This window comes from Lentzea cavernae (assembly GCF_014653695.1).
Lineage (GTDB): Bacteria > Actinomycetota > Actinomycetes > Mycobacteriales > Pseudonocardiaceae > Lentzea > Lentzea cavernae.
Genome location: NZ_BNAR01000004.1, coordinates 295183 through 318896, shown reverse-complemented (window position 1 = coordinate 318896; position 23714 = coordinate 295183). Strand labels below are relative to the sequence as shown.

Genomic DNA, 23714 nt, shown 5'->3' with positions numbered 1-23714 from the left:
GCGTCTGTCCTCCTGGGACGGTTCGGCGGCGTGACCCGGAACGCCGGCTAGGTGGCGTTCCGGGCCGCACCACTAGACGATGTGGACGTCGGGCACGTAGCGGATCCAGCGGCCGCCCGACTCGCGGAAGCCGATCTCCTTGGCGAGGATCTCGTCGGCGTGGTTCCACGCGAACAGCACCGCGTAGTCGGGGTACGGGTCGGAGAAGGCGGAGGGCGCCCGCACCGGGATGTGCGAGCCGGGGGTGACCCTGTCCTGCTTGGTGGCGCTGGTGTCGCAGATGAACGGCACGAGGTCCGGCCCGATGCCGCAGTAGTTCAGCACCGTCGCGCTCTTCGCGGTCGCGCCGTAGCCGACGACGCTCTTGCCCTCCGCGCGCAACGACCGCAGCAGCTCCACCAGGTCCGTCCGGATCCGCGCGACGTTCGAGGCGAACCGGGCGAGCGTCGACGGCAGGGTGAGTCCGGACAGCTCCTCGTCGGCGGCGAGCTCGGCGACGGCCGGGGACACCGCACGGGTTCCCTTGCGCGCCAGGGTGTAGCGCAGCTCGCCGCCGTGCACCGTCAGCCGTTCGGCGTCGACCAGTTCCAGGCCGTGCATCAACGCCATGTACTGCACCGACCGCACGGTGAAGAAGAAGAAGTGCTCGTCGTAGATCTGGTCGAACGAGTTGCGCTCGACGATGTCGGCGAAGTACGGGTCCTCGAAGACGAAGACCCCGCCGGGGGAGAGCAGCGTGGCGACCCCGCGCAGGATCGACCCGATGTAGGGGATGTGGCACAACGTGTTCGCGGCGAACACGACGTCGGCCGGGCCGTGCTCGGCCAGGATCTCCACGGCGGTCGGCTCGTCGAAGAACGTGTTGCGCACGTTCACGCCCTTCGCGGCGGCGCGCTGGGCCACCCCGCCGGACGGTTCGACGCCGAGGTGGTGGACGCCCTCCGCGGCGAGCGACTCGAGCATCACGCCGTCGTTGCAGCCGATCTCCACGACGAACGGCGACGGCCCGGTGAGCTCGTCGCGGCGCAACCGCGCGGCCAGCGCCGCGAAGTGCTCGCGCATGAACCGCGAGCCCGACGACAGGTACGGGTAGTCGTGGTGGAACATCCGGTCGCGGGGCACCTCGGACATCAGCTGCACCATCGTGCACGACCCGCAGACCCCGACGGCGAGCCGGAAGCGGAAGTCCCCGGCCGGGTCACCCGGCAGCACGAAGGCGTCGGACAGCGGCTGGGAGCCGAAGTCGGCGAACTCGCGCACGACACCGGCGCACACGTGGCAGACGGAGTTCTTGCGACCGGTGTCCATCACGCCCTCGCCCGCTGCTGCTCGACGAGCTGCGCCAGCACAGGCACGAGCTCACCCGGACTCGGCGCGGCCGCGGCGTCGAGCCGCAACCGGTGCGCTCCCTCCGCGAACGACGGGTCCTCGACCACCTGCATGACCCGTTTGCGCATCGCGTCGATGGAGTGCCGCGCGAAGTCGAGCGTGAGCCCGGCGCCCTGGCCGACGACCCAGGCCGCGGTGTCGGACGACTCGATGTCCTTGGCGGCCAACGCCCATTCGGTGCCGGCCTCGCCCTCGGTGAGCAGTCCCTCGTCACCCCCGGAGTCGAGGATGAGCTGCGGCACGCGCAGCCCGGCCGCCGCCGAGAACGTGCCGACGCCGCCGTGGTGGATCAACGCCGCGCAGGTGGGCAGGAGCTGGTTGAGCGGCACGTAGTCGACGATCCGCACGTTGTCCGGCACCGTGCGCACACCGGCGAGCTGCGTCTCGTTCAACGTCGCCACGACGTCGACGTCCACTTCGGACACCATCTCGAGCAGCCCGGGCACGTGGTCCCAGCCGCCCTTCATGACCAGGCGCCGCGACTGCCCGAGCGACAGCGCGACGCGCGGCCGGTCCTGGGGCGCGTACAGCCAGTCGGGGACGGCGGTCTGGCCGGAGTAGGGGATCCAGCGCATCGGCACGGTCCTGGTGGCCACCGGCAGTCGCATGCCCGCTGGCAGCGGGTCGATCGTCCACTGGCCGAGCAGCAGGTCCCTGTCGACCTCGACGCCGTGCCGCTCGGCGGCGGGGCGGACGGTCTCGGCCAGCGGGTTCCAGTTCGTCCCGATCCGGTCGAGCACCCACGCGAAGTAGTCGAGGCCCCAGTGCAACCGGGCGTGCGCCGCGCCGGACACCCGCGCCCCGATCGCCGCGGCGGGGAAGCACGCGTCCCACACCACGAGGTCGGGTTTCCAGGCGCGGCAGAAGTCCACGAACTCGTCGACCACGGGCTGCGGGTCCTCCGCGCGGGCGCCGACCGGGTGGAAGTCCCAGATGGGCGGCAGCATGAACTGGCAGAAGACGTCCCAGAGGTTCTGCTCCTCCGCGGTGAGCGGGCCGAGCGCGAGTCCCGTCTCGTCGAGCCGCGCCCGCGTCGCCGGGGGCGTCGGACGTCCCGGTCCCATCAGGGCCGGTGCGCTGTCCGCGGACCCGAGGGGCACACCGGTCAGCCCGACCGCGGCGACGGCGTCGGCGAGCGCCGGATGCGCGGCGACGCAGACCTCGTGCCCCGCGCTCTGCAGCGCCCAGGCGAGCGGAACCATCGGATTCAGGTGCGATGGCGTTGGCCAGGGGGTGAACACGACTCGCATGCGGCTGCTCCTCAGCGTGGGAAAGGCAATGACGCAGGCCCGGCGACGGCCATCCTCAGTCGCGCGGAGCGGCCGGCGCATCTCCGAAGTTGCGGAGCGTGAAACCGCTGGCACTCATGGGTTTCCGACCCCGGATTACAAGGCGTCGGCAGCGCAATCTGTGAGAAGGAAGTGCCGCTGTCCAAAGCTACGGTCAGCGGGCGCGCGCATCGGTTGGAATTCGCTGGCTGAGGAGGAAGTTCATGACGGATCAGCTCGCCCCCGTCACCGATCGCGCGCCCACCGCACCGCCGCGCAAGGCCGTCAGGCCCGTGTGGCGCAACCCGTGGTGGATGGCGCTGGTGGCGCTCGTGGTGGCATTCTTGGTCTACGCCTTACCGCCCTACCTCGACCTCGACCCGGCGAAGTCCCTGTCGCCGATCGTCGAGGGCTCCTCGATCCACTACCCGTTGCTGATCCTGCACATCGTCGCGGGCACGCTCGGCCTGCTCACCGCCTGCCTGCAGATGTCGGCGTGGGTGCGCGGCAGATACCCGAGGCTGCACCGGACGAGCGGGATCGTCTACATCTTCGGCGGCGCCATCCCCGTCGCGGTGACGACCCCCGTCCTGCTCATGTTCTCCGGCGAGATCGCCGCGGGACCGGGCAGGGTCGGCAGGTTCGTGCTCGGCCTGCTGTTGCTGCTGAGCACGCTCGTCGCGTACCGGATGGCGCGCAAGCACCGGTACGCGGACCACCGCCGGTACATGATCTACAGCTTCGCGCTGATCATGGACGGTGTCCTCACGCGGCTCGTGCTGTTCCTGCTCGGTGTCGTGCCGGTGTTCGGCGTGCAGCTGCCGTGGACCGCGCAGATCGACCAGGCGCTGTTGTTCGAGATGGTCGGGTGGTGCGTGTGGGTGTTCAACCTGCTCGTGGCCCAGTGGTGGATCGAGCGGACCAAGCACCGGAAAGTCCTGCCCGCCAACGTGAAAGGCTGACCATGCGCCCCTTCCGGATCGACGTGCCCGACAGCCGGCTCGACGACCTCCGCGCCCGGATCGCCGCGACCCGCTGGCCCGCCGCCGTGCCCGGCACGGGCTGGGAGCGCGGAGTGCCGCCGGAGTACCTGCGGGAGCTCGCCAAGCACTGGGCCACCGACTTCGACTGGCGCGCGGTGGAGCAGCGGCTGAACTCCTACGACCAGTTCGTCACCGAGATCGACGGCGCGACCGTGCACTTCCTGCACGTCCGCTCGCCGGAACCGGGCGCGCGGCCGTTGCTGCTCACGCACGGCTGGCCGGGTTCGGTGATCGAGTTCCTGGACGTGATCGGCCCGCTGACCGACCCGCGCGCACACGGCCTCGATCCGGCGCAGGCGTTCCACCTGGTCGTGCCCTCGTTGCCCGGCCACGGTTTCTCGGGTCCGGTGGACGAGCCGGGCTGGGACGTGCCGAGGATCGCGGGGGCGTGGGCCGAACTGATGGCCCGGCTGGAGTACGACGCGTACTTCGCGCAGGGCGGCGACTGGGGCTCGTTCATCTCGCTGGAGCTGGCCCGGCGCGATCCGGAGCACGTCCGGGCGGTGCACGTGAACATGCTCGTCACCGTGCCGTCCGGTGATCCGGCCGAGCTGGCCGCACTGTCCGAAGAGGACTTCGGGCGGCTCGGCGGGCTGCAGCGGTTCGACCGGGAGCTGTCGGGTTACCTGAAGCTGATGTCCACCAGGCCGATGACGGTCTCCTTCGGGCTGAACGACTCCCCGGCCGGCCTGCTCGCGTGGATCGTGGAGAAGTTCAAGGACTGGACGGACCCGTCGGCCGCACTCCCGGAGGACGCGGTGAACCGCGACATGCTGCTGGCCAACGTGACGGTGTACTGGTTGACGGAGACGGCCGCGTCGTCCGCGCAGCTGTACTTCGAGGCGGGCCCGCAGCTCGGCGCGATCTTCACACCGGGTGTGCGGCCCGAGCCCGTCCCCGTTCCGCTGGGGGTGAGCGTGTTCGGCGGTGACGTCGTCGCGCCGGTCCGGGCGCTCGCCGAGGCCGACTACCCCGCGATCACCTCCTGGTCGGAGGTGCCCAACGGCGGCCACTTCGCGGCGATGGAGGAGCCGGCGGCGTTCGTCGGCGAGGTCAGGGAGTTCTTCGGTGCGGTCGAAGGCTGACCTGCACGGCCGCACGGCCCTGGTCACCGGGGCGACGGGTTTCCTCGGCGCGCACCTCGCCGAGGAGCTCGTCGCCCGCGGTGCCACCGTGCTGTGCCCGTGCCGGTCCGGAGTGCTCGAGCTGCCGCCGCACGATCGCGTGCGCCCGGTCCGGCTCGACCTGCTGGACCGGGCCGGCCTGACACGGCTCGTGGCGGCCCACGACGTCGACCTGCTCGTGCACAGCGCCGCCGTGGACGGCACGCCGGAGGACAAACGGCTGCGCGCGGGCACGATGATCGACGAGAACATGCGGATGGTGTCGAACGTCCTCGACAGCGCGCGGCGCGGCGGGGTCGCGGACACGGTGCTGCTGAGCTCCAGCGACATCTACGCGGGCTCCGTGCCGTGGCCGATCAGGGAGACCGAGGACCACCACACGGACATGCGGTACGCGCGGGACGGCTTCTACCTCTCCAAGGTCTACGGCGAGGTGCTCGCCGAGCAGTACGCCGCCGAGCACGGGATGCGCGTGCACCTGCCGAGGCCCGCCAGCATCTACGGCCCCGGTGACGACTTCGGTCCCCGGTCGCTGCGGCTGATCCCGCGGCTGATCTCCCGCGTGCACGCGGGGGAGGAGGTCGAGATCTGGGGGAGCGGCGAGCAGACCCGCACGTTCGTCTACGTCACCGACGTCGTCCGCGCGGTGCTGGCGATGGTCGCGCACCCGGAGCACCGGGTGGCGAACATCGGTACCGGAGAACAAGTTTCCGTGCTCGCGCTCGCACGGATGGTGGGCGAGGCGCTGGGCAGGCCGGTGCGGATCAGGACGGATCCGGGCAAGCCGGAGGGCCGGTCGAGTCGCGACCTTGACCTGACGAGGATGCGGGAGATCGACGGTGCGGCGCCGGTGCCGTTGCGGGAAGGCCTGCGCCGCACCGCGGCGTGGTACCGGCGCTCAGCCGCGGAGCTCGCGGGCGATCTCCGCGACGTACCGGCCGTATCGTGAGTTGCCGTACCTGCTCGCGGCCGCGAGGCACGCGTCGGCGTCGATGAAACCCATGCGCAGCGCCACTTCCTCCAGGCACGCGATGCCGACGTCCTGGCGCTGCTCGAGGGTGCGGACGTACTGGCTCGCCTCCAGCAGCGCCTCGGGCGTGCCGGTGTCGAGCCAGGCGAAGCCGCGGCCGAGGTCGACCATCGTCGCGAGGCCGCGATCGAGGTACACGCGGTTGACGTCGGTGATCTCCAGCTCGCCCCGCGCCGACGGCCGCACCTGCCGCGCGATGTCGACCACGTCGTTGTCGTAGAAGTAGAGGCCGGTGACGGCGAGGTCCGACCTCGGCCGCGCCGGCTTCTCCTCCAGCGACAGCAGGCGGCCCGTGTCGTCCAGCTCGCCGACGCCGTACCGTTCGGGATCGCTCACCCGGTAACCGAACAACACGCATCCCTTCACGGCCGTGCTGTGCTTCTCCAGCACGCGCTGGAATCCGGGACCGTGAAAGACGTTGTCACCGAGCACGAGCGCGACCGAATCACCGCCGATGTGCTGCTCGCCGATGAGGAATGCCTCGGCGAGCCCGTTTGGATGCGGTTGTTCGGCGTAGTCGAGGTGGATGCCGAACTGGCTGCCGTCGCCCAGCAGCTGGCGGAACAGGGGCACGTCGCGGGGCTGCGAGATGATCAGCACCTCGCGGATGCCGCTGAGCATGAGCACGGACAACGGGTAGTAGATCATCGGCTTGTCGCCGACCGGGAGCAGCTGTTTCGAGACCGCGGCGGTCATCGGGCCCAGCCGCGAACCGGTGCCGCCGGCGAGAATGATTCCCTTCACGAATCCAGTTAACGGCAGCCGCGGCGGAAACCGGTGCTATTTGTTCGATAATGCGCTTCACGGGGCTGTAGGGGGCGATAGGGGTTGGGTGCCGGGGCGTCCGTGAATCTAATTGAGGTGATTCGCCGGAAACACACTCGGAGGTATCGCCGTGGGAACGTCGGTGTGGGATTACCTGGCTGAGTACGAGGCCGAACGCGACGACATCCTGGACGCGGTGGACAGCGTGTTCCGCTCCGGCAGGCTGGTCCTCGGCAGCAGCGTCGCCGGGTTCGAGTCCGACTTCGCCGCCTACCACGGCGTGCGGCACTGCGTCGGCGTCGACAACGGCACGAACGCGCTGGTGCTCGCGCTCAGGGCGTTGCAGGTCGGACCGGGCGACGAGGTGATCACCGTGTCGAACACGGCGGCACCGACCGTGCTCGCGATCGACTCGGTGGGCGCCACACCGGTGTTCGTCGACGTGCGGCCGTCGGACTACCTGATGGACGTGAGCCAGGTGGCCGCCGCGATCACCCCGCGAACGAAGTGCCTGTTGCCCGTGCACCTCTACGGCCAGTGCGTGGACATGGCGCCACTCGAGGAGTTGGCGCAGGAGCACGGCATCCCGATCCTGGAGGACGTCGCCCAGGCGCACGGCGCCACGCACCACGGCCGCATCGCCGGCGGCATGGGTGACGCGGCGGCGTTCTCCTTCTACCCCACCAAGGTCCTCGGCGCGTACGGCGACGGCGGCGCGGTGATCACCTCGGACGACAAGCTCGAGGAACGGGTGCGGCGGCTGCGCTACTACGGCATGGCCGAGCGGTACTACGTCGTGGAGACCCCGGGCCACAACAGCCGGCTCGACGAGGTGCACGCGGAGATCCTGCGCCGCAAGCTCCGCCGCCTCGACTCGTACCTGGAGGGCCGCCGGGCCGTCGCGCGGCGGTACGCGGAAGGCTTGGGGGACACCGGACTCGTGCTGCCGCACCTCGCCGACGGCAACGAGCACGTCTACTACGTCTACGTGGTCCGCCACCCCGACCGGGACCGGATCATCGAGGAGCTCAAGGCCCGCGACATCTTCCTCAACATCAGCTACCCGTGGCCCGTCCACACGATGACCGGCTTCGACCACCTCGGCTACGCGACGGGCTCGCTGCCGGTCACCGAGGCGCTGGCGAAGCAGATCTTCTCGCTGCCGATGTACCCCTCGCTCGCCCCGTCCGTGCAGGACGAGGTCATCGACGCCCTGCGCGAGGTGCTCCGATGACGAACATCGCCACCCAGATCGCGTTGTCCGCGCACGACGTCGAGGGCAGGCACCTCGACCTGCCCGACTTCCACCGCTGGTTCACCGGGCTGGCCGAACGCTGCTTCACGACCGCCCGGCGGATCCCGCTGGACGCCCTCGACGGCTGGCACACCCTGCCGGGCAGCGGCGACATCGTGCACGCCAGCGGGAAGTTCTTCAGCGTCAACGGCATCGACGTCGAACTGCCGGGCAACGCCGTTCCGCGCTGGACCCAGCCGATCATCAACCAGCCCGAGGTCGGCATCCTCGGCATCCTGGTCAAGGAGTTCGACGGCCGCCTGCACCTGCTGATGCAGGCGAAGCCGGAACCGGGCAACCCCAACGGACTTCAGCTCTCGCCGACCGTGCAGGCCACCCGCAGCAACTACACGCGGGTGCACGGCGGCCAGGACGTGCCGTACCTGGAGTACTTCCGCGACACGTCCCGGCACACCGTCGTCGCCGACGTGCGGCAGTCCGAGCAGGGCGCGTGGTTCTACCAGAAGCGCAACCGGAACATGATCGTGTCGGTCAGCGAGGACGTCGAGCTGCTGGACGGCTTCTGCTGGCTCACGCTCGGCCAGGTCCACCGTCTGCTGCTGCTCGACGACCTGATCAACATGGACGCCCGGACCGTGCTGTCGTGCCTGCCGTTCACCGGCGCCGGCGAGCTGTCCGGCGCGGGGGACGGGTTCCGGGACGTGGTCGCCCGCTCCTGCGGGCCCGCGGTGCCCGGTGTGCACAGCGAGGACGAGATCCTGCGGTGGATCACGGATGTCCGCACGCGCACCGAGGTGCGCACCCGGCTGATCCCGTTGCACGAGGTGCGGCAGTGGCACCGCACCGAGCACGCGATCACGCACGAGACCGGCAGGTTCTTCGACGTGATGGCGGTCGAGGTGCGGGCGAGCGGGCGCGAGGTGCGCACGTGGACCCAGCCGATGATCGAGCCGTACGGGACGGGCCTCGCCGCGTTGCTGGTGCGCCGCATCGACGGCGTGCTGCACGCGTTCGTGCGCGCGACCGCCGAACCGGGTTTCCTCGACGTGGCCGAGCTCTCGCCCACGGTGCAGTGCACGCCGGAGAACTTCGACGTCCTGCCCGAGGCCGCCCGCCCGCCGTTCCTCGACCTGGCCCTGACCGCCCCGGCGTCGTCCATCCGGTTCGACGCGGTGCTCTCGGAGGAGGGCGGGCGGTTCTTCCACCCGCGCACGCGGTACGTGATCATCGAGGTGGACGAGGAGCTGGAGCACCCCGACTTCCGCTGGGTGGTGCCGCACCAGCTCGTGGGTCTGCTGCGGCACAGCCACTACGTCAACGTGCAGGCCCGGACGTTGGTGGCGTGTCTGCACAGCCTCACCTCGTGAGCAGCTCGCGCGGCAGGTCGTCGCGTCCGGCGACCGAGAGCTTGCGGTAGACGCGGGTGAGGTGCTGCTCGACGGTGCTGACGGTCACGCACAGCCTGCGGCCGATCTCGCGGTTGCTGTGCCCGGCGGCCGCCAGCGCCGCGACCTTGCGTTCCGCGGCGCTGAGAACCCCATCCGCCGCATCGCGCTCGGGCAGTCCGGACTCCCGCCGTGCCCTCCTGCCGAGCGACCGCGCCTCGCCGAGCGCGCCCCGGTCACGCCGGTCGTGGCCGAGGTCGGCGAGTGCACGGGACAGTTCGAGGTGATCACCGGCGTGCTCCAGCCTGCGCACCGCCTCGCGCAGCAACCCGGGCCGGTCGGTCCTCGCTGCCACAGTCGCGAGCAGCCTCAGGGCGATGCCGGTCGTGCGCGCGTCCGAGGGCGGCGCGATCTCCTCCTCCAACAGGGTTCTCGCTGCTCCGGACTGGCCGAGCGCGATCCTCGCCTCCGCCTCGCCCAGCCGGTCCGCAGCCGCCGTGAAGTCGTCGAGTGCGGCGTACGGCCGGCCCAGCGCCAGGTGGTGGCGGCCACGAGCCCGCAGGTACTCCGGCCAGAAGACGCCGCGGGGCACCGCCTGCGGGAGCGGTGACGTCTCGTGGCCGAGTGCGGCACCGGCGAGCAGGGCGAACTGGAGCGGGAACCCGATGGCGGCACCCCAGCCCTCCGGGCTCAGCCCGTCGAGCGCGGACCTGGCGTCCGCGGCCGTGGCGAGGACGTCGCCCCGCCGCCAGGAGTCCTCGGCTCGGACGGCGTCGAGCAACGCCCTCAGGGTGCCGGAGGCGTCGATCGCGAGGGTCGCTCGCCAGTGCTCGGACCTGACCAGCCGCAGCGCCTGGGCGAGAGCCTCGGGAGCGGTGTCCGGACCCCGTTGCCGCAACACGGCTTCGGCGTCGACCGCCTGGAGCGGCCGGCCCGTCAGGAACTCGTGGCACAGGGACAGTTCTGCCGTGCACCGGTTGATCTCGGGGGAGAAGTCGCCGTGCCACCACCGTGCTCGCAGCACCACGGGATCGCCAGAGTCGCAGGGGAGCAGGGTGCGTGCCGCCGCCGCCGGATCGGTGCGCCACTGGGTCCTGCCGAGCTCGACGCGCACGGCCTCGTCGTCGCTGGTCCTCAACGCGAGCCGCAGGCAGTCGACGGCGAACGCGGACGTGGCGGTGCGTGCCGCCCGGCGCAGCAGCGGGACTCCGCCGGTGCGGTCGTCGACCGCCTGGGCGGCAACGCAGTGTTCGGCGACGTCGAGGTCCGGAGCGCCCGCGTCGTGCAACAAGGCCGCCGCGCGGAGGTGTAGATCCGCGGCCTGTGCGGGTGCGAGTGCGCCGAGCAGGATCTCCTCCGCTGCGGGGAGGAGGAAGCGGGTGCCGTCGTGCAGCCCGCTGTCGGTGAGCGTGGTGACGGCCTTTGGGTGCCGATTCGTGAGGGCGCCGAGGAAGGCGCTGTGGCGCCCGAGCACCGCGAGTCCACATGCGACTTCGAACAGGTCGTTGTCGCGCAACAGGTCCAGGAACGTCCGCCGTGTCACGGGACCGACCTCGTCGCCGTCGTCGCGCACTGCGGACAGCAGCGCCGGGTTGCCGGTGGAGAGCGGGCGCAGCCAGACCTGGTGCCAGGCCGACAACGCGACGCGGTGAGGGGAGTCCGTCGCCGAGTGCGTCACGACCACGCGGATGTTCGGGAACCGTCGCAACCACACCAGGAACGCGACGGACTCGGAGTCCGCGTGCTGGACGTCGTCGACCGCGACCAGCGTCGGCCGGGTGCGGGAGAGGTGGGGTGCCAGTTGGTTCGCGATGCCGTGCGGGACGGTCCGTTCGGATCGGACGGCGGTGGCGGCCACGACCTGTGCGGCCGACAGTTCTGCGGCGGCGCGGAGCAGGGTGGTGCGTCCGCACCCGATGCCGCCGCTGACGACGACCTGCGGCGGACCGGACAACACGGTGTGCAGCGCCGTGTCGCGTTCGAGCAGGGGATGGGGATCCGCGCCCCGCCGGGAACCGTCGTTCGACCGGCGGGGCGCGGATCGGGTCAGGCGCCGATGGGCGTGTTCTGGTAAGCCGCGATCAGCCATCGGCCGTCCTGCCTGGCCAGCACCCAGGTCGCCCTGATCGCGCGTTCCGGCGCGACCGCCGTGTCGCCGGGTGCGAGCACACCACCCTGCGTGACGATCACGGCGGCCTCCTCGCCGAGGTAGCGCGCGTCGAGCGGCTCGCCGAACACGCGGGTGCCCTGGTACGGGCCGGCGAACGCCTGCGTCATGAACCCGCGGATGCCGTCACGGCCGCGCAGGAAGATGTCGTTCGGCAGGATCAGCGTGGCGTCCTCGGTGAACAGTTCGCTGAACGCCGCGCCGTCGTTGGTGGCCCAGGTCTCGATCATCTTGGTGGGCAGCTCGTGCATCTGCTCCGCACCGAGTTCGGTGATCGACATCGTGTGTCCTTTCCGGCTGGGTCAGAGGTAGTCCGTGTTCGGTTCGAGGCCGCAGAGCACTCGCCCGTACAGCTCGTAGTTGGTGTTGGGGTGCATGAGCGCGTGCATGTTGAGCGCCTGGACGTCGCGCAGGATCCGTTGGATGGGCACGGTGTTGTAGAGCGATGAACCGCCACTCGCGGTGGCCAGCACCTCCACCGCCTGCTTCGAGAGGTCGAACACGCGCCCGAGAGCGACCCGTGCGCGCGCACGCTCGTGCACGGACCACGGCTCGTCGGCCTGCCGTGCGTCGATGTGCTCGGCGAGCCGGGTGGCCTGGAACGTCGCCTCGTCGATCTTCATGGCGGCCTCGGCGACCTGCAGGTGCGTGATCGGGGCCTCGCGCTGGCTCTCGTACTTCGTGTACGTGATCTTGCGGTTGGGCAGGCGGTCGAAGAAGTTCTCCTTGGCCGCGTTGGCGAGGCCGATCGCCGCACCGGTGAACGTCGCCGAGCCCGTGACCATCAGCGGCGCGCGGAACATCGGCGCGCCCGCGTTGGCCTGCGAGGCGTACTGGCCCTGCAGGATCAGGACCAGCGGCAGCACGCGCTCCGCGGGGACGAACACGTCCTCCGCGACGGTCGTGACGCTGCCCGTGCCGCGCAGCCCGTACGGGTGCCAGTCGTCCACGATCCCGAGGTCCGACATCGGTACGACGGCCATCAACGGCCAGAGGCTGCTGCCATCGGGCGTCGGCCCCATCGCGAGCACGACCTGCCACTTGCTGTGCAGCGCGTTGCTGACGAACTGCCAGCCGCCCTTGATCGTCACGCCGCCGTCGACCGGGGTCGCCATCGCCGTCGGGCTGAGCACCGAGCACACCCGCGAGTCCGGGTCGGCGAACACCTCGTCCTGCACGGAGTCCGGGAAGAGACCGGCGAGCCAGCAGCTGACCGCGTTGACCGCGACGTTCCAGGCGGCCGACCCGTCGCCGAGCGCGAGCTGGCTGATCGTCTCGAACGTCGTGCCGGCGTCGGTCTCCAGACCGCCGTAGCGGGTGGGCACCCGCATCCGGTAGGCGCCGGCCTCGGTCAGGGCGTCGACGACGTCGTCGTGGAGGCGGCGGTTCTCCTCGTGCCACAACGCGTGCGACTGCAGCAGCGGAACGAGTTTCGAGGCGTTCTGCACGAATTCCGTGCGCGACTGGGAGTTCAACCTGTCCTCCGGAAAGTGTGTGTGGATGTCCCGCTCACCGATCCTGGCAGCGGGCCGTGCCGGAGCGCTTCTCTCGAATTGCAGAATTGGATGCACAACCTGCGCAATCTGGAAGAAGGAACCTCGCTGATCGCCCAGTAATGTCCGGCTCGCTCGTCGCCTCCCCGGATGGAGCCGCCAGATGACAACTCATGCCGGGGCGCGGTCGGCGCCCGGCTCACTCAACGACCGATGGCACCGTGTCGCGCTCAACCTCTTCGCGTTCGTGGTGATCGCGCACTGGGCCGAGCACATCGTGCAGGCGATCCAGGTGTTCGTGCTGGGCTGGCCACGTCCCCAGGCGGGCGGCGTGCTCGGCCTGTGGATCCCGTGGCTGGTGACGTCCGAATGGATGCACTACGGCTACGCGGTCATCATGATGATTGGATTCTTCGCACTGGCGCCGGGATTCACCGGCCGGGCGAAGAAATGGTGGAAAATCGCTCTGTGGATCCAGTTCTGGCACCACTTCGAGCATTTGCTGTTGCTGATCCAGGCGTTGACCGGGCGAAACCTGCTCGGTGGTCCGGTGCCGGTCAGCATTCTGCAGCTGGTGCTGCCGCGGGTGGAGCTGCACCTGTTCTACAACGCGATCGTGTTCGTGCCGATGGTGGTCGCCATGTACTTCCACATGCGCCCCTCGCCGCAGGACAGGGCCGAGATGCGCTGCACCTGCGCGGTCGGCGCGGCGGCCTGAAGTGCACGACCACGGCTCGACCGTGCCGGTGCTGTTCGGGCCGGTGCTGCTCTACCTGGTCGGCTACCTCTCGGCGCCGGCGGTGGCGGGGTTCGCGCTCATGCGGATCGTGACGCCACCGCCGCGCCGGGTCGACGCGCTGCTGGTGACGGGCGCGTCGACCACGACGTTCCTGGTGGCGATGCTGCTCCACCCGTCGATCGCGCTGCCACCACAGGCGATCGTGCTCCTGCTCGCCGCGGGCATCGTCCCGTTCGCGATCTGGTGGCGTGCTCCGCACCTGGTCGTGCGGGTGGTGGCCGTGGCGCCGTGGCTCGTGGCCGCCGCGTTCGCGACGGCGGTGCTGCGTGCTCCGGCCGACCAGGCCGGAGCGTTCATGGCGGCGCTGACCGCGGTGTCCTGGCTGACGTTCTGCGTGCCGAGGTCCCGCGCGGGCCTCGTCCTGGTGCGCGTGGCGGCGGGAATTCTCGCCCTGTCGGTGGTGGCGTTCACCGCGATGGTGGCGGCAGCGGGTGGCCGGCTGTAGCGGCAACCGGCAGTTTGATCCACCACACGGGTGGAGAGCATCGCGCGCCGATGTTTTCCCATGATCGCGCTGCTAGCTTTCGGGCGAATTTTCCGGTTTGTCTCGCACCACGCTCCAAGGGGTTGTCTTGCTCATTCCAACCGAGCCGATCGGCAGCATTCCTCGTTCCCCCGAACTGGTCGAGGGACTGTCCGCGTTCGCGTCCGGCCGGATCGGCCAGGCCGAGCTCGACGCGTTGACGCAGAAGGCGATCGCCGACACCATAAGCCGTTTCGAGGCCACCGGCTCACCCGTGGTCACCGACGGCGAGCAGGCGAAGTCGAGCTTCGCCACCTACCCGCTCGACGGTGCCACGTCGCTGGCCGGTGACGGCGCGGTGATCCCGTTCGCCGACGGTCACAGCCGTCAGCTGCCGCGCCTGACCGAAGGCCCGTTCCGCTACGCCTCCTTCGCGGAGAAGTACTTCCGCGGTGTCTCGCAGCACACCGACCTGCCGGTCAAGCAGGCGGTGATCGCCCCTTCCGCGCTGAGCCTGCTCTACCCGGCCGACGAGATCGCCGGGTACTCGCGCGACGAGTTCCTCGCCGACCTCGCCGACCAGAGCGAGGCCGACATCCGCCGCTGCCTCGACGCCGGCGCCTCCTCGGTGCAGCTGGACTTCACCGAGGGCAGGCTGTCGCTCAAGCTCGACCCGAGCCGCGGCCTGCTGCGCAGCTTCGTGGAGCTCAACAACGAGGTCCTGGACCGCTTCTCCGCCGAGGAGCGCCGGCGCATCGGTGTCCACACCTGCCCCGGTGGCGACCAGGACTCGACCCACAGCCTCGACATCGACTACGCGGAGCTCCTGCCGGACCTCTTCTCCCTGCACGCCGGCCGCTTCTACCTCCAGCTGGCTAGCGAGCCCGACCGGGAGCGGGTCCTGCGGATCATCGCCGAGCACGCCCCGGCCGACGCCCAGGTCTTCGTCGGCGTGATCGACCCGATCGACCCGCGGGTCGAGACGCCGGAAGAGGTGCGCGACCGCGTTCTCGAGGCGGCCAGGCACATCCCGGCCGACCGCCTGGGCACGTGCGACGACTGCGGCTTCTCGCCGTTCGCCGACGACACCTCGACCTCCCGCGACACGGCGTTCGCCAAGATCACCGCTCGCGTGCAGGGCACCGCCCTGGCGAGGGAGGCACTGGGCATCTGAGCCGGCACCGGCAGGGCAGGTCCCCCGTGCGCGGGGACTTGCCCGCTTTCTTGGACGAGCGTTTTCACGTGGTGGGGGAACAGGAGTGACGAGCAGGGTGGGATTCTCCGATCGATCTCGGCGGGTGGTGATCGTCGGAGCGGGACTCGGCGGCACCGCCACCGCCGTCCGGCTCCTCCGGTTCGCCGGGGAACCCCTGCAGGTCGTGCTGGTCGAGCGGCACCCGGAGCACCGCAGCGCCGGGGTGGCCTACCACCCCGCGGGCAACCCCTGGCACCACGTGTTCAACATCCAGGCCGGACGCATGTCGATGTTCCGCGAGGACGTCGACGACTTCGTGGCGTGGGCCAACACCGGTGCCGACCGGACCGGCTGGCCACCGGAGTGGCGCGACGTCGCGTTCACCGAGTCCGGGCCCGCGCCGCGCCGGATCTACGCCGACTACCTGGCCGACCGCCTCGCCGAAGCCGCACGCGAGGCCGCGGAGGGCGTGACGCTCGTGGAGGTCGACGGCGAGGTCGTCGACGTGACGGCCGGCGCGGACGACGTGCGCGTCGTGGTGGAGAACTTCGCGCTGCCGAAGGCACTCGGCGACGCCGTGTCCTCCCCGGTGGTGATCCGGGCCGACCACCTCGTCATCGCGACGGGGCTGGAGCAGCGGGCGCTCCCGTTCGCGCCCGAGGTGCAGGACCACCCGTCGTTCGTCCGGCAGCCCTACTCCGCGGCCGGTGTCGAACGCGTGCTCGGCGTGCGGCGCGACGCGGTCGTCGCGATCATCGGCACGCTGCTCACCGGGTACGACTCGGCGGCGCTGCTGCTGCGCCGCGGCCACACCGGGAAGATCCACATGATCTCGCGGTCCGGCCTCACGATCCGCACCTACCCGCCGGACCACCGCCACCAGGTCCTCGACCTGCCTCCTCCGCGGCTGCGAGGCGACTACCAGGGACCCGACCAACTCGTGCAGCACGTCAAGGACGAGTGGGAACGGGCCTGCGCGGTCGTCACCGAGGAACACCCCGACGTGGCGCCGGCGGTGGTGACCGAACGGGTCGCCAAGTCGTGGGAGCCGCACCTGCCCGAACTCCTGAAATGCGTTCCGACGGCCGATCTGCGCACGCTCCTCGACGGCTACGGCAGTGTGCTCGCCACCCTGAGGGTGAGCGCCGTCGCGTACACGACCGAGGTGGTCGACGCGGCGATGGCCGGGGACGGGCAGATCACCGTCACGACCGGGAAGGTGAGCGAGGTCGAGGACACGGGGAACGGCACGCTGGTGCTGACGGTGTCCACACCGGACTCGACGAGGACGATCGAGGCCGACCTGGTGATCTCGAACTTCGGCCGGGAGCCGGACTACGAGCGGGCCGGTTCCGCGCTCTGGACGAACCTCCTGGACAACGACCTCGCCGTGCGGCACCAGCGCACCGGTCGCGGTGTGGAGGTCGACGAGTGCGGCGTCCTGCTCGGCCCCGCCGGTGTCCCGTCCGGCCCGATCTCCGTCGTCGGCGGTCCCCGGGAGGGCGACGAGATCGTCCGGCACGGCCGCATCGGCGCGTTCGCGTTCAACCTCGCCGCGATCAAGAACCACTCGGTCGGCGTCGCCGCGAACGTGCTGCGCCGCCTCGAATCCCGCTACGACGACCAGCCCGTCGACGTGACGGCGAACTTCGAGGCACGCGAAGCGTTCGAGAGCGCGGTCTCGCTCGACGCGCACAGGATGGCCGCACGAAGACGGCGCGACCGCGAGGAACTGGCGGCCCGGCTCGACAAGAGCATCGCGGCCGTGCGCGACGCCCTGGCCCGCGACGGCCAGGTCCCCCCGGCCGCCGACGCACTGCGGTTCGCCGCGAACGAGGCCGCCACGACGAAGCTCAACGACCTCTCGGTGACGCCGAGAGACCTCCGCTCCCTGCTGGGACTCGACGAGCAGACCGGCTGAAGCGGCGGAGCACCAAGCATTCCGGAAGATGCAGGGCCGGTTCGGCGACTGCCATCCTCAGATCAACCTGGACCGTCCGGTCGACACGCCGTCGGCCGAGGTGCTTCGGTCGGGGACTGGTGGAAGGACGCCTGTGAACTTTCGCGAAACACGAGCGGACGTGCTGGTCGGCGGACACCCGAAGATCTTCCGCGGCACGTGCAACCGCACCGGGAAACCCGTCGACGGCACCGTTCTGCTGACCGGCGAGCTGCGCCCGGACCTCTACGAAGCCATCATGGCCTCCTCCGCCGTGATCTGCGCACGAGGTGGCCGCACCGGCCACATGCAGTCGCTCTGCCGCTCCCGCGGCATCCCCGTCCTGCGCGTGGACCCGGACGACCTGGACGCGCTGGCCGGCGACATCACCATCCGCCTCGACCGGGGCTCGATCATCCACGGCACCACCGGACACGTGCCGCAACGGCCAGAACCCACCGCGTCCGGCATCGACGACGTCGAGTCGATCTGCGTGGTGATCGCCGACGCCACGGACATCCGGACCACCAACGACCTGACGCCCCACGTGGCGAGCTACTTCATCCGCGAGGAGTTCCTCTGCCTCAGCGCGGGCCTGAGCCCCATCGACGCCCTCCGCGCCGGCCCGCACGAAGCCGAGCGCTACGGCAAGGCCGTGGCCGCGGAACTGCACGCGATGGTGAAGGAACTCCTTCCGGGCCAACGGCTCGTGATGAGACTGCTCGACCTCCGCTCCGACGACGCCGCCCGCATGACCACCGGCATCGAGGTCGACAACGAGCCCAACCCCGAAATGGGCCTGCACGGCGCCCGGTGGCTGCTGGCGGAACGCAACTACCCGGCCGCGTTCCACGCACTGCGCGCCCACGTGGCCGACAATTTCGGCGCCGACGCCGCCCGCGTCAGCTTCGCCGTGCCGTTCATCAACGACAGCAACGAGTTCCTCCGCCTGCGCGACCACCTGAGCCTGACCGACGACACCCCGCTGGGCGTCTTCGTCGAGACTCCGGCAGCCGTGCACTCCGCGGCCGAGTTCTGCGCGGCCGGTGCCAGCGAACTGTTCGTGGGCACCAAGGACCTCATCCAGTTCTACCTGGCCGCCGACCGCGGCAACCACAGAGTCGCGGCGACCTACCAGACCCGCCACCCGGCCGTGCTGGCCGCCCTGCGCGACATCGTGGAGTCGGGCACCGCCTCGGGCGTCCCGGTGCACGTGTTCGCGCTGGGCATCGACGTCGACCACTACCTGCGCCAACTACCGACGCGCCGGATCATGATGTGCAACGCCGAGCTCCGCCACCTGGCCGGACCCGTGGAGCTCCCCGCGTAGCGCGCCTGGTTCCCGCCTGGGGATCCGCCGGAGCCGATCCCCAGGCCTAGGTGGCGCGCCGGTTCTCCACGAGCCACCTGGCGGCCTGGTGCAACTTGAGGTTGGCCGACTGCGAGGCCTCCACCAACATGCGGAACGCGGCAGCGTCATCGACGTCGTGACGTTCCATGAGAATGCCCTTGGCCGTCGAGATGATGTCGCGGTTCTCGATGGCGATGCCCAGCTGCGCCTCACGTTGCGCACCGACCAGCGCGATGGCGGCATGCGTGGCGAACAACGTGCCGTCGTCCTCGGTCTTCTGGTCGAACGCGTCGACACGGCTCGAGTACAGGTTGAGCGCACCCAGCGTCCGATCCGTCACGAACAGCCGGTACGACAGCAGGGAGTGGATCCCCTCTTCGGCCGCGGCAGGCCCGAACGCCCGCCACCGCGGCTCGTCACCGACGTCACCGACCCGGTAGGTCTGGTGCTCGGCGATCGCGTCCACGCACGGCCCTTCGCGGAGGTCGTACTGCAGCTGGTCGATCGTCCTGACGATCTCCGATGTCGGCGCGACGGTCCGGATCCTGCCGCGTTCGACGAGTGAGACTCCCGCGTGCTCGGCACCGTCGACGTAGTCGATCGCGGCCTTGACGATCGCGCTCAGGGTCGTCTCGACGTCCGGTTCCGCCTGCAAGGTCCGTGCGACTCCGCTGAGCGTGTCAGCGAGTTGTCTCAAGCTGCCGCCATCGGTCGTGCTCATGATGCCTCCACCACCAAGATCGGGACACTGATCGTCCTACCTTGCCGAATTATCGGATGGAGCGCACCACACGTTGCATCCCGGCGCGTCGGGACGGCTCTCAGGTGAGCCGAGGTGTCCATGCCGATGGGCGCACCTCGACCGCGGTGGTCATTTCCGCGCGGCTTCTCCTCCGGTCGCGCTCCGCAGAGCGGTGGCCAGCCAGTGCAGTTCTTCGGTCGCGTCCGGCGCGCCGGCCCGTCCCCGCACCCGGCTGACCAACCGGCGGTAGCGTTCGGCGCCCGCGCTGATCCCCGACTCCAGGGAGGCGAGCACCTCGCCCGGATCGGCGTCACCGAACATCCTGGAGATCAACTCCGTGGCGGCGGGGTCGTCCGGGGCGACGCCTTCCTCCCTCACCCGCGCGACCTCGTTCACCACCTGCCGCGCCCACCAGATGGTCGCGCCGGGCGGCGCCTTCCGATCACCGGTGGGCGTGTTGAGCTCCAGGAAGATTCCCAGGCGAGCGCGGAAATCGGCGTCCTGCAGCAGTTCCGCCAGCTCGATCCAGGCGTCCACCTGGTCGGGTGTGGGATCGTCCGGCAGGTCGATGTCGAGCGCGCTCACCCGCTCGCGCAACCGTTGTTCGATGTCGAGGCGTCCGAACACGTCCGCCTTGAAGTCGTCGATGATCTGCGCGCGTTCGGTGGAGGAAAGCCGGGCCAACCGGTTCATGAGTGCTGTCTCCTCGAGAGTGGACTGACGTTTCGACACGGTGGACAACACGGCCCGGCTCACCTTGAGGGCGCGGATCCTCGTGTCGATCGCGGCCACGTGCGCCGCGGCGACCTCGGCGACCGTCGCCCTGCGTTCGAGGACGTCGCGCACCTCGTCGAGCCCGAGACCCAGCTCCCTCAGGGTGCGGGCGAGCTCGACGCGGGCCACGCACTCGGCGTCGTAGAGCCGGTAACCACCTGCTGAGCGGCCTGCCGGCGCGATGACCCCCTCGTTCGACCAGAAGCGCAGAGTGCGCGCTGAGATGCCCGTGCTGCGTGCGAGCCGGCCGATGGTGAGCAGGTCCGTGCGTTCGTCCATGCCGAGATCCTCGACCTTGCAGCCACTGGAAGGTCAACCGCTGTCAGAACAGCCACCGAAAGCGGGTCACTTGTTGCACAGCGCGGTGGCGAACGTCGACATGACGGCGGCCGAGGTCTCGGGCTTCACGGGGTAGGCGTTCACCGCGATGACGGCGACGCGGCCGTCCGGGCCGACGCCGGCCATCGACATGTAACCGAAGGTGGATCCTTCGTGGCCCCAGTACTGGCCGCCGCAGGGGAGGGGCACGGTGAACAGGCCGAGGCCGTAGGACGCGTTCGCCACCCCGAGGTTCGGCGCGGGCACGGCCGTCTTCATCTCCTTCAGCTGGGCGGGCGGCAGGATGCGGCCGCCCAGCAGTGCGTCGTAGAACGTCGTGATGTCCCTCGACGTGGAGATCAGCCCGCCCGCCGCCCACGCGAGGGTCGAGTCGTAGTCGCTGAAGTCGATCACGCCGCTCTTCCCGGGCACGTAACCGACGGGGTGCGGTTCGGGAAGCTTGGTGTCGCCGCGTTCCGGGAGGTAGGTGCTGGTCAGGTTCAGGGGACGGACGACGCGCGAGTCGATCTGGTGCGCGAGGCGGTCACCGGAGACCTTCTCGACCAGCATGCCGAGCACGATGTAGTTGGTGTTGGAGTAGGTCCACGCCGTGCCGGGGGCGAAGAGCGGGGGCTGTTGCACGGCCGTGGCGATCAGGTCGGCGGGATTCGCTCCCTGGTTGCGGAGTGTCTCGGGGTCGATGCTCGCGAGTTTGCCCAGGTAGTTCGGCAACCCGCTGGTGTGCTGCAGGAGCTGGCGGACGGTGATCTTCGTGCCGTCGTTGCCGTTGCCGGCCACCAGCCCCGGCAGGTACCTGTCGATCGGCGCGTCCAGGTCCACCTTGCCCTCCGCCGACAACTGCAGGACCACGGTGGCCACGAAGGACTTGGTGATGCTGCCCGCGCGGATCCGGCCGTCGGAGATCATCGGCGTCTTGTCGGCGAGGTTCGCGACACCGCTGGTCGAGGTGCGCACCTGGTCCTCGTCCCGCAGGAGCGCCTCGGCGCCGGGAACGCCGCCGGCCGAGGTGAGCTCGTCCAGTTCAGGCTGCACGACACCTCCTGGCTGCTGTGCCGCCGGGGCCGCATCCGAACCACACGACGACACCAACAGCGCCAGGCCGCAGGCGAGTGCGGCGAGCTTGCCGGTCATACCGATCTTCACGAGAGGTCCCTCCGCGGATGAGCTGGTGGAGAGAACGCTAGGGAGCCGGAACGCGCTGATCGTCGCCCTGCGCCGTGATCATTTATCCCCCTGCGGGGTGACTACCGCCATTGCGCGCGTCGACACAATGACCGGATGTTCAGCAGCGTGACGGCCCTCGCCAGGACGGCGGCCCGACGGGTGCACCGGTCGGAGGACGATCAGCCGGTGGCCCGTTCGCTGGCCCGGCAGTCGATCGTGGTGGCGGCCGCGTGCCTGGTGACCGACGTGGTCAGCTTCGCGACGCGCGGCCCCGATCTCGGGCCGGCGAACCTCGTGTTCCTGGCCGGGATCGTCGTCGCCGACGCGGCGCTGGCGACGTCCCCGCGATTGTCCGGGTGGGTCGCGCTCGTCCACGCGGTCCTCGTCCCGGTGCTGGCCGTCGCCCTCCCAGGCCGAAGCGCGAGCACCGCCGGCCAACTGGTCGCGGGCTACCGCGCCGGCGCGTGGTTGCGGGGCCGCCCCGCCACCGGGTCGCTGGTCGTCCTCGCCGCCGGCGTGCTGTCGTCACTGCTGATCAGCGGTCTGAGCGAGCCCGTGACCGTGCTGTCGCTGGTCGTCGCCAACGCGCTGCTGCCGTGGCTGGTCGGCCGCTACACCACCGCGCGCAAGGAGTACGTGGACGAGCTCCGCAACCAGCGGGAGGCCGCCGTGCGGGACGCCGAGGCCGAACTGGACCAGGCGCTGACCCGCGAGCGCGAAGCCATCGCGATCGACCTGCACGACGTCATCGCGCACCACGTGAGCGCGATCGGCGTCCACGCCACGGCCGCGCGGCTGAACCTGGTGGACCACGGCACCGGCCCGGTGCACACGTCGCTCGCCGCGGTGGAGGGGTCCAGCCGGGCGGCGATGATCGACCTGCGGCGACTGCTCTCGCTGCTGCACGAGGGGGAGGCGTCACCGGACCAGCCGGGCCTCGCGAAGCTCCCGGACCTGTTCGACGGGGTGCGGGCCTCCGGACTCCAGGTCAGCTTCGTCGTCTACCACGACCCCCGTCCGGTGCAGCGCGGCATCGACACCATGCTGTACCGGGTGGTGCAGGAGATGATGACCAACGCGCTGCGGCACGGCGACGGAGGGACGGCCCGCGTGGAACTCGAGTACGGCGACGACCACGTCTCGGTGACCGCCCGGAACCGGATCCGGTCCGGCGAGGAACACTCCCGGCGCGACGTCCCGGCCGGGCACCAGGGGATGGGCCTGGGCCTCGACGGGATGCGCAAGCGGGCCGAGGCGCTGGGCGGCTCGGTGCAGGCGGGACCTGCCGGGGACGGCCAGTACTGGCAGACCACCGTGACGATGCCGGCCGGAAGCGGATCATGACCCTGCGCATCTTGATCGCCGACGACCACGCGGTGTTCCGGTCCGGCCTGCGCGCGGTGCTCGACGCGCAGCCGGACATGGAGTGCGTCGCCGACGTGGGGGACGGGTACAGCGCGGTCGAAACGGCCCGCTCCCTGCGACCGGACGTGGCCGTCCTCGACGTGCGCATGCCCAAGCTGGACGGCCTGGCGGCGGCCCGCGAACTCCGCGCCGCGCGGATCGATCCCCTCAAGATCGCCCTGCTGACCACCTTCGACACCGACGAGTACGTCCGGACGGCACTGGCCTCGGGCGTGAACGCCTTCCTGCTCAAGAGCCTGCCCCCCGAAGAACTGGTCACCGCCATCCGCGTCGCGGCCAGGGGCGACACCTACATCGACCCGACGATCACCCGCCGGCTCGCGCCGCGACTGGCCGAAACCCTGGCCGCGAGCGCCCCGGCGCGCACCGCCGCACCCGGCCTCGAACGTCTCACCGCACGCGAGCACGAGGTGTTCCTGCTGATGGCCGCGGGATTCACGAACGCCGAAATCTGCGACCAGCTCTTCGTCAGCGGCGAAACGATCAAAACGCACGTCTCGCGCATCCTGTCCAAGCTCGGCCTACGTGACCGCGTGCACGCCGTGCGCTTCGCACATCACTACGGCCTCATAGAACCGCACAACACCTCTGGCCTGTGACACCG

21 protein-coding genes are annotated in these 23714 nt (G+C 70.3%); 12 read left to right on the top strand and 9 right to left on the bottom strand.

The features are described 5' to 3' along the window. Window positions 1-72: 72 nt before the first annotated feature. Both IE307_RS15510 and IE307_RS15505 read right to left on the bottom strand, forming a co-directional pair. The gene (locus tag IE307_RS15510; RefSeq protein ID WP_191298649.1) at window positions 73-1308 is read right to left on the bottom strand and encodes a class I SAM-dependent methyltransferase; all 1236 of its coding nucleotides are present in this window, start codon (window positions 1306-1308) and stop codon (window positions 73-75) included. Further along, window positions 1308-2591, bottom strand: coding sequence for a nucleotide disphospho-sugar-binding domain-containing protein (locus tag IE307_RS15505; RefSeq protein ID WP_229904731.1), 1284 nt, complete (start codon window positions 2589-2591; stop codon window positions 1308-1310). The genes IE307_RS15510 and IE307_RS15505 overlap by 1 nt, the downstream gene beginning before the upstream one ends. A gap of 290 nt (window positions 2592-2881) precedes the next feature. Here IE307_RS15505 and IE307_RS15500 point away from each other — a divergent pair, with 290 nt between their 5' ends. The 3 genes from IE307_RS15500 to IE307_RS15490 are packed head-to-tail and all read left to right on the top strand — an operon-like array spanning window position 2882 to window position 5773. Beyond that, window positions 2882-3619 (top strand): DUF2306 domain-containing protein, encoded by a 738-nt coding sequence (locus IE307_RS15500; RefSeq protein WP_191298647.1) that lies wholly within the window; start codon window positions 2882-2884, stop codon window positions 3617-3619. A gap of 2 nt (window positions 3620-3621) precedes the next feature. Then, entirely contained in the window at window positions 3622-4785 is a 1164-nt protein-coding gene (locus IE307_RS15495; RefSeq protein WP_191298646.1) for an epoxide hydrolase family protein, read from the top strand. Continuing rightward, window positions 4769-5773 carry an NAD-dependent epimerase/dehydratase family protein gene (locus IE307_RS15490; protein ID WP_191298645.1) on the top strand — a complete coding sequence of 335 codons (1005 nt, stop codon included), beginning with the start codon at window positions 4769-4771 and terminating at the stop codon, window positions 5771-5773. The genes IE307_RS15495 and IE307_RS15490 overlap by 17 nt, the downstream gene beginning before the upstream one ends. Here the strand turns inward: IE307_RS15490 and rfbA are convergent. After that, a complete protein-coding gene (rfbA, locus tag IE307_RS15485; RefSeq protein WP_191298644.1) occupies window positions 5723-6598 on the bottom strand; it encodes a glucose-1-phosphate thymidylyltransferase RfbA in 876 nt (291 codons plus the stop codon). The genes IE307_RS15490 and rfbA overlap by 51 nt on opposite strands. Window positions 6599-6749: 151 nt before the next feature. Here rfbA and IE307_RS15480 point away from each other — a divergent pair, with 151 nt between their 5' ends. Next, on the top strand, window positions 6750-7853 hold the full coding sequence (locus IE307_RS15480; protein ID WP_191298643.1) for a DegT/DnrJ/EryC1/StrS family aminotransferase: 1104 nt from the start codon (window positions 6750-6752) through the stop codon (window positions 7851-7853). Further along, window positions 7850-9241 (top strand): NDP-hexose 2,3-dehydratase family protein, encoded by a 1392-nt coding sequence (locus IE307_RS15475; protein ID WP_191298642.1) that lies wholly within the window; start codon window positions 7850-7852, stop codon window positions 9239-9241. The genes IE307_RS15480 and IE307_RS15475 overlap by 4 nt, the downstream gene beginning before the upstream one ends. Here IE307_RS15475 and IE307_RS15470 read toward each other — a convergent pair. Genes IE307_RS15470 through IE307_RS15460 form a run of 3 tightly spaced genes read right to left on the bottom strand, consistent with a single transcriptional unit; the run spans window position 9231 to window position 12901 of the window. Beyond that, window positions 9231-11348: a helix-turn-helix transcriptional regulator gene (locus IE307_RS15470; protein WP_191298641.1), complete on the bottom strand. Its 2118-nt coding sequence runs from the start codon at window positions 11346-11348 to the stop codon at window positions 9231-9233. The two genes, IE307_RS15475 and IE307_RS15470, sit on opposite strands and share 11 nt — an antisense overlap. Further along, the gene (locus IE307_RS15465) at window positions 11306-11707 is read right to left on the bottom strand and encodes an SgcJ/EcaC family oxidoreductase (protein ID WP_191298640.1); all 402 of its coding nucleotides are present in this window, start codon (window positions 11705-11707) and stop codon (window positions 11306-11308) included. Before IE307_RS15465 ends, IE307_RS15470 begins: the two co-directional genes overlap by 43 nt. A 21-nt stretch (window positions 11708-11728) precedes the next feature. Continuing rightward, window positions 11729-12901, bottom strand: coding sequence for an acyl-CoA dehydrogenase family protein (locus IE307_RS15460; RefSeq protein WP_191298639.1), 1173 nt, complete (start codon window positions 12899-12901; stop codon window positions 11729-11731). 181 nt (window positions 12902-13082) lie between these two features. Here IE307_RS15460 and IE307_RS15455 point away from each other — a divergent pair, with 181 nt between their 5' ends. From IE307_RS15455 to IE307_RS15435, 5 genes are all read left to right on the top strand, one after another. After that, the gene (locus IE307_RS15455; RefSeq protein WP_191298638.1) at window positions 13083-13637 is read left to right on the top strand and encodes a hypothetical protein; all 555 of its coding nucleotides are present in this window, start codon (window positions 13083-13085) and stop codon (window positions 13635-13637) included. Between the two features lies 1 nt (window position 13638). Then, window positions 13639-14163: a DUF6239 family natural product biosynthesis protein gene (locus IE307_RS15450; protein WP_191298637.1), complete on the top strand. Its 525-nt coding sequence runs from the start codon at window positions 13639-13641 to the stop codon at window positions 14161-14163. A gap of 127 nt (window positions 14164-14290) precedes the next feature. Next, window positions 14291-15355 carry a cobalamin-independent methionine synthase II family protein gene (locus tag IE307_RS15445; RefSeq protein WP_191298636.1) on the top strand — a complete coding sequence of 355 codons (1065 nt, stop codon included), beginning with the start codon at window positions 14291-14293 and terminating at the stop codon, window positions 15353-15355. Window positions 15356-15479: 124 nt separating this feature from the next. Continuing rightward, complete coding sequence (locus IE307_RS15440) at window positions 15480-17297, top strand: FAD/NAD(P)-binding protein (protein ID WP_229904729.1); 1818 nt, start codon at window positions 15480-15482, stop codon at window positions 17295-17297. A 133-nt stretch (window positions 17298-17430) separates the two neighbouring features. Further along, window positions 17431-18645 (top strand): putative PEP-binding protein, encoded by a 1215-nt coding sequence (locus tag IE307_RS15435; protein ID WP_229904728.1) that lies wholly within the window; start codon window positions 17431-17433, stop codon window positions 18643-18645. 46 nt (window positions 18646-18691) lie between these two features. On the opposite strand, the gene IE307_RS15430 is transcribed toward IE307_RS15435, so the two are convergent. The 3 genes from IE307_RS15430 to IE307_RS15420 form a co-directional block, all read right to left on the bottom strand. Further along, window positions 18692-19387 (bottom strand): GAF and ANTAR domain-containing protein, encoded by a 696-nt coding sequence (locus IE307_RS15430; RefSeq protein ID WP_191298634.1) that lies wholly within the window; start codon window positions 19385-19387, stop codon window positions 18692-18694. Window positions 19388-19537: 150 nt separating this feature from the next. After that, window positions 19538-20461 (bottom strand): helix-turn-helix domain-containing protein, encoded by a 924-nt coding sequence (locus tag IE307_RS15425; protein ID WP_191298633.1) that lies wholly within the window; start codon window positions 20459-20461, stop codon window positions 19538-19540. A 66-nt stretch (window positions 20462-20527) separates the two neighbouring features. After that, complete coding sequence (locus tag IE307_RS15420) at window positions 20528-21664, bottom strand: serine hydrolase domain-containing protein (RefSeq protein WP_191298632.1); 1137 nt, start codon at window positions 21662-21664, stop codon at window positions 20528-20530. Window positions 21665-21799: 135 nt separating this feature from the next. Here IE307_RS15420 and IE307_RS15415 point away from each other — a divergent pair, with 135 nt between their 5' ends. Then, the gene (locus IE307_RS15415; RefSeq protein ID WP_191298631.1) at window positions 21800-23029 is read left to right on the top strand and encodes a sensor histidine kinase; all 1230 of its coding nucleotides are present in this window, start codon (window positions 21800-21802) and stop codon (window positions 23027-23029) included. Then, entirely contained in the window at window positions 23026-23709 is a 684-nt protein-coding gene (locus tag IE307_RS15410; protein WP_191298630.1) for a response regulator, read from the top strand. Before IE307_RS15415 ends, IE307_RS15410 begins: the two co-directional genes overlap by 4 nt. Window positions 23710-23714: the final 5 nt, after the last annotated feature.

What these genes read in the sequence shown, in the direction of transcription:
- IE307_RS15510 (WP_191298649.1), bottom strand. Translation starts at nt 1,308, where the DNA reads ATGGACACCGGTCGCAAGAACTCCGTCTGCCACGTGTGCGCCGGTGTC.
- IE307_RS15505 (WP_229904731.1), bottom strand. Translation starts at nt 2,591, where the DNA reads ATGGTTCCGCTCGCCTGGGCGCTGCAGAGCGCGGGGCACGAGGTCTGC.
- IE307_RS15500 (WP_191298647.1), top strand. Translation starts at nt 2,882, where the DNA reads ATGACGGATCAGCTCGCCCCCGTCACCGATCGCGCGCCCACCGCACCG.
- IE307_RS15495 (WP_191298646.1), top strand. Translation starts at nt 3,622, where the DNA reads ATGCGCCCCTTCCGGATCGACGTGCCCGACAGCCGGCTCGACGACCTC.
- IE307_RS15475 (WP_191298642.1), top strand. Translation starts at nt 7,850, where the DNA reads ATGACGAACATCGCCACCCAGATCGCGTTGTCCGCGCACGACGTCGAG.
- IE307_RS15470 (WP_191298641.1), bottom strand. Translation starts at nt 11,348, where the DNA reads ATGGCTGATCGCGGCTTACCAGAACACGCCCATCGGCGCCTGACCCGA.
- IE307_RS15465 (WP_191298640.1), bottom strand. Translation starts at nt 11,707, where the DNA reads ATGTCGATCACCGAACTCGGTGCGGAGCAGATGCACGAGCTGCCCACC.
- IE307_RS15455 (WP_191298638.1), top strand. Translation starts at nt 13,083, where the DNA reads ATGACAACTCATGCCGGGGCGCGGTCGGCGCCCGGCTCACTCAACGAC.
- IE307_RS15430 (WP_191298634.1), bottom strand. Translation starts at nt 19,387, where the DNA reads ATGAGCACGACCGATGGCGGCAGCTTGAGACAACTCGCTGACACGCTC.
- IE307_RS15425 (WP_191298633.1), bottom strand. Translation starts at nt 20,461, where the DNA reads ATGGACGAACGCACGGACCTGCTCACCATCGGCCGGCTCGCACGCAGC.
- IE307_RS15415 (WP_191298631.1), top strand. Translation starts at nt 21,800, where the DNA reads ATGTTCAGCAGCGTGACGGCCCTCGCCAGGACGGCGGCCCGACGGGTG.
- IE307_RS15410 (WP_191298630.1), top strand. Translation starts at nt 23,026, where the DNA reads ATGACCCTGCGCATCTTGATCGCCGACGACCACGCGGTGTTCCGGTCC.